This is a genomic window from Nitrobacter vulgaris (assembly GCF_002028545.1).
GTDB lineage: Bacteria > Pseudomonadota > Alphaproteobacteria > Rhizobiales > Xanthobacteraceae > Nitrobacter > Nitrobacter vulgaris.
On sequence record NZ_MWPQ01000017.1, the window covers coordinates 1 to 5,420 of the forward strand.

A 5,420-nucleotide genomic window follows, 5' to 3' on the forward strand; every position below is an offset into this window, starting at 1 on the left:
AGGGCCCGCCTTTCTGACGGACTACAGCTGCCCGAAAGCCCCGTTCGGCAAATTGCTGAGTCGACATCTGGTTCGTCCTGTCTGGATCAAAAAATCACTATATTGATCGGTTTTTTGGCCGCTCGTCATAGTCACCCGTCAAAATAGCGCACGCAACTATTACCTCACCTTCGACTTATCGCTCGTCGCAAAAGAGCGTTAGGCCACCATAATCAAGTAGGGCGTTCCACCCTCGCGCTTTACTCCTCCTCACCCTCATATACACTTCGCTATGATAGTTAGCTTCACAATCGCCTCCGGGTCGCCGTACGATTTGCGAACAGCAAGCGCTGTAGGCCATATGTTCCACGCGTAAAGAGAGCCGGCCTACCACACCGATTGTTAGGAGATATGAAGCCATGCGCGCTCTCTCATCGGTCTACATCTTCATTGCTGGAGCATTTCTGTCGGCAACATCTGCGATTGCGCAAGTGAGCTCCGCTGCGCCCCCAGCGGTCGGAGTTGTTGCAGTTGAATTCAAACCGATGGCAGAGAGTACCGAAATCAACGGCCGCATTCAGGCTCGGAACCGGGTCGATCTGGTTGCGCGTGTCACTGCGTTCATGGACGAACGGCTTTTTGTGGAAGGTGCCGACGTCAAGAAAGACCAGGTCTTATATCGGCTCGAGCGCGCGCCTTTCCAAGCAGAGGTCGAAGCTAAGGAAGCGGCGGTTGCCGAAGCTAAGGCTCAACTTGAGAACGCAGATCTCGCGCTTTTCCGCGCGCAGGAACTATTGCGGAAGAATTCCGGTACGCAGGTCACAGCCGACACCGCGCTGGCGGCGCAGCGCACGGCGGCAGCGCAGCTGAAGGCCGCGCAAGCGCAGCTCCACCAAGCGCAGATAAATCTCGATTACACCGAAATAAAAGCACCAATCGACGGCCTCATTGGCCGAACTTCGCTTACGGTCGGCAACGTTGTCAGTCCTTCCAGCGGAACGCTGGCCACGATCGTCAGTCCGGATCCCATGTACGTGATCTTTCCTGTCTCGGTGCGCCGCGTTCTCGAACTAAGGGAACGCTATGCCGATAAGGGCGGCTATCATGCCGTGCAGATACGCGTGCGCTTACCGAATGGAGAAATATACGGTCAAACCGGCAAGCTCGAATTCGTCGATATCGGCGTTGCTAAGGATACCGACACTCTCATCTTGCGCGGCACAATTCCCAATTCGAGGATTCAGACAGTCGAGGAGAAGAAGCTTTACGAATTGACGGACCAGGAGTTTGTCACCGTCTTGCTTGAGGCTGTCGAACCGCTCAAGGTGTTGGCGGTTCCGCGCGCCGCGATCCTTGCCGACCAGCAGGGCGATTATGTGTTCGTGGTCAACGATAAGAACGTGGCCGAACAACGCCGCGTGAAATTGGGACAATCAACCCCTGACGTCGCGGGGGTCGTCGATGGCTTGCAACCGGATGAGCGAGTCGTCGTGGAAGGCATCCAACGGGTCCGGCCAAATCTTGCGGTCTCGCCGGCACCGGCGTCATCAATATCTGCTGGGAGATAACGCATGCTCTCAGATTATTTTATCGATCGCCCCCGCATGGCGATTGTCATTGCCATCGTCATTTCCCTTGCGGGTCTGCTAGCACTCTCGCGCATCCCTGTCGCTCAATTACCCGATATCGTTCCGCCAGAGGTTCAGGTCTCGGCGGTCTATCCAGGTGCTTCCGCCTCGGTGTTGGAGGCGACGGTGGCGCAGCCAATCGAGTCCAGGGTCGTCGGCGTCGACAAGATGATTTACATGAAGAGCAGTAGCGGCGCCGATGGAAGTTATAATCTGGACGTCAGTTTTGCTCTCGGTACAGATCCCGATATTAATACCGTCAACGTCAATAACCGCGTTCAGACCGCGATGGCTAGTCTGCCGCCAGAGGTGCAACTTCAGGGATTGACCGTTCAAAAGCGAACGTCGTCAGTCCTTCAGTTCATTACGCTCTACAGTGAGGGCGGCAAGCTCGATCCGCTGACCATCACCAATTACGCCATCATCAACGTCCTGGACGAGTTGTCGCGGATATCGGGCGTGGGGCAGGCGCTTCTATTTGGGCGCGAAAACTATTCGATGCGGATCTGGTTCGATACCGCACGATTGACGAGCCTCGGTTTGGGACCCTCTGACGTCATTCGCGCCGTTCAGGCTCAGAGCGTCCAGGCGCCGATCGGCCGTCTTGGAGCTCGTCCGATTCCTGAGGATCAGCAGTTTCAGTTAAATCTGCAGACGCAGGGACGCCTTACGACTCCGGAGCAATTTGGCGCCATCGTCATTCGAGCCAATCCCGACGGTTCGGTGCTGCAGGTCAAGGATGTCGCGCGGATCGAGCTGGGAGCGCAGAATCAGGATACCTTTAGCCGGCTAAACGGCGATCCGTCGGTCACGATCGGTATCTATCTGTCGCCTGGCGCCAATGCCCTCACAGTATCAAAGGCTGTGAACGCAACCCTGGAAAAGCTCCGAGATCGCTTTCCCGAGGGGCTGCAAGCTCGCGTGGTGCATGATTCGACGGTTTTCGTCAGAGATACGATCAGCGCGGTCATAAAGGCGCTTATCGAGGCATTTGTTCTCGTCGGCATTGTCGTGTTCCTGTTTCTCGGCAATCTGCGCGCGACCATCATTCCAATCATTGCCATTCCAGTTAGCTTGGTCGGAAGCTTCGCTGTTCTTCTTATGCTTGGTTATTCGGCCAATTCGGTATCTATCTGTCGCCTGGCGCCAATGCCCTCACAGTATCAAAGGCTGTGAACGCAACCCTGGAAAAGCTCCGAGATCGCTTTCCCGAGGGGCTGCAAGCTCGCGTGGTGCATGATTCGACGGTTTTCGTCAGAGATACGATCAGCGCGGTCATAAAGGCGCTTATCGAGGCATTTGTTCTCGTCGGCATTGTCGTGTTCCTGTTTCTCGGCAATCTGCGCGCGACCATCATTCCAATCATTGCCATTCCAGTTAGCTTGGTCGGAAGCTTCGCTGTTCTTCTTATGCTTGGTTATTCGGCCAATACCGTCTCGTTGCTGGCGCTGGTGCTCGCGGTCGGCATCGTCGTGGATGACGCAATTGTCGTGGTCGAGAACGTCGAGCGCGTCATGGAGGAAGAGCCGGATCTATCGCCTGCGGAAGCGACGAAAAAAGCGATGGCGCAGGTAACGGCGCCGATTATCGGCATCACTTTGGTCCTGCTGTCGGTATTTGTCCCTATCGCCTTCATCGCCGGCATTTCGGGTGAACTGTTTCGCCAGTTCGCCGTGACGATCAGTGCTGCGGTGCTCATCTCGGCGATCAATGCGCTGACACTGTCTCCGGCGCTGTGCACAGTTTTCCTTCGTCATTCTCCCCGGCGCGGCATTATGGGACGCATCGGACAAGGAATCGACAAGGTGCGCGACGGCTACGCCACAGTCGTTCGCAAGACCTTGCGGCTGTCGGTCATATCAATGGTGCTGGTTGCTGCATTCGGTCTGGGAATTTTTGGTTTAATGCGGGTTACCCCCACGGGCTTCCTGCCGGAGGAGGATCAGGGAACATTCTTCATTAACGTTCAATTGCCGGATGGCGCTTCGGTCAACCGGACAAGCGAAGCCGTCAAGAAGGTCGAGAGCGTCCTCAAGGGGATGCCCCAAGTGCGGGACACCATTTCGATCATCGGCTACTCGCTGCTCGACAGCTATGCTGCCAGCAACAATGCGTTTATGATCGTCAAGCTGAAGCCATTCGAAGAGCGCACCGGTGTGGCCGATTCGGCTCAAGCCCTGATTGCGCAGCTGTTTGACGCGACACAGCAAATACGCACTGCGACTGTATTGCCCTTCAATCTCCCTCCCATCGTGGGATTATCAACCACCGGCGGTTTCGAATATCAGCTCGAGAATCTGGAAGGTGCCGACCCGAAAGCGATGGGCTCGGTGGTTCAGGGACTGATCGCGGCAGCCAATCAGGACCCGCGACTTTCACGGGTCTTCTCGACATACGGAGCCAACGCGCCTTCGATCTTTCTTGATATCGATCGCGAGAAGGCGCAGTCGCTCGGCATCACGCTCAATGACGTTTTCACCACGCTGCAAGCGACGCTAGGTGGTTACTTCATCAATAATTTCAACCTTTTCGGCCGGACCTGGCAGGTCAATTTGCAAGCCGAGGCAACGGATCGGCGCGATATATCTTCCCTTTGGAAGACCTACATCCGAAATTCAAAAAGTGAAATGGTGCCGCTACAGTCGATTGCATCGGCGCGCACCGTGACCGGGCCGCAAGTCATCACGCGATACAACAATTATCGCTCGGTGACCATCAACGGCAGCCCGGCTCCGGGCGTAGCCTCGGGTACGGCATTGGACGCCATGGCCGAGGTGTCTGCCAAGACGCTCCCACCTGGCTACGCATTCGAATGGACCGGGACTGCCTATCAGGAACAGGCGGCGAGCGGCCAGACCATGATCGTGCTCGGCATGGCGTTGCTGTTCGCATTTCTCTTTTTGGTCGCTCTCTACGAGAGCTGGATCATTCCTATTCCGGTTCTGTTTTCGGTGGTTATCGGTGTGCTCGGTGCCATTGCCGGGATTTTGATTGCGCGCCTCACGCTCGATCTTTATGCGCAGATCGGACTCGTCGTTCTGATCGCGCTGGCCGCGAAGAATGCCATCCTGATCGTTGAGTTCGCCAAGGAGCAGCGTGAGCAAGGGCTGGGTCTTGAGCAGGCTGCTGCTCTTGGCGCCGAAATGCGGTTCCGCGCCGTGCTGATGACGTCGATCGCGTTCATCCTCGGACTGGCACCCCTGGTGTGGGCGAGGGGCGCATCGGAGATCGCGCGGCAGGCGGTCAGCACGCCGGTATTCGTCGGCATGATCGCTGCGAGTAGTATCGGACTGTTCTTAATCCCGATGCTCTACGTCTTCTGGGAATCTATCAGAGAGCGAACCAGTCGATTCTTTGACCGGAGAAAGATGGCCGATGCTAACCCGGCAAAAAAATGAGTCCCTCTGCTACGCCGCTCAGGGTCAGAACCGAGCACCGGTACAAAGCCTGGCGGCAGCGGGCGCCTCGAATTGTCCTTCAGCAGGGCCACGCTACCGGGAGGCGACAGATCATGGACATCAAGCGGAGAGATTTTGTCAAAGGGTGCGCAACTGTCTCTGTCCTGTTGCTGCCGGGGACCGCCAGCGCTGCGAGCGGTGACCTGCTGGATTGGAAAATCGTTAAGGCATCGCTCTAAGCAACCCGAATTTCTTTCGTCAAAAGTATTATTTGATCCTCCTTTAGGTGAGGATGCTTGGATATTGATGTTTCCGGTGCTCTTTCCGACAATAGCGATTTCTGGAGACAATGAGCTTTGGCCGAGAAGATCAAGAGCATTCGCATTCATCCCGGTATCGGCATCGCTCGTCTGGG

2 protein-coding genes and 1 pseudogene are annotated in these 5,420 nt (G+C 56.1%); all 3 read left to right on the top strand.

Features of this window, described 5'->3' with window-relative positions:
- The first annotated feature begins 398 nt into the window (after positions 1-398).
- The 3 genes and pseudogenes from B2M20_RS04180 (at position 399) to B2M20_RS04190 (ending at position 5,005) form a co-directional block, all read left to right on the top strand.
- Positions 399-1,547 carry an efflux RND transporter periplasmic adaptor subunit gene (locus B2M20_RS04180; RefSeq protein WP_079445835.1) on the top strand — a complete coding sequence of 383 codons (1,149 nt, stop codon included), beginning with the start codon at positions 399-401 and terminating at the stop codon, positions 1,545-1,547.
- A gap of 3 nt (positions 1,548-1,550) precedes the next feature.
- Positions 1,551-2,726 (top strand): annotated as a pseudogene (locus B2M20_RS04185) (efflux RND transporter permease subunit); the annotation flags it as partial.
- A 53-nt stretch (positions 2,727-2,779) separates the two neighbouring features.
- Entirely contained in the window at positions 2,780-5,005 is a 2,226-nt protein-coding gene (locus B2M20_RS04190; protein WP_420799264.1) for an efflux RND transporter permease subunit, read from the top strand.
- The last annotated feature ends 415 nt before the right edge of the window (positions 5,006-5,420 follow it).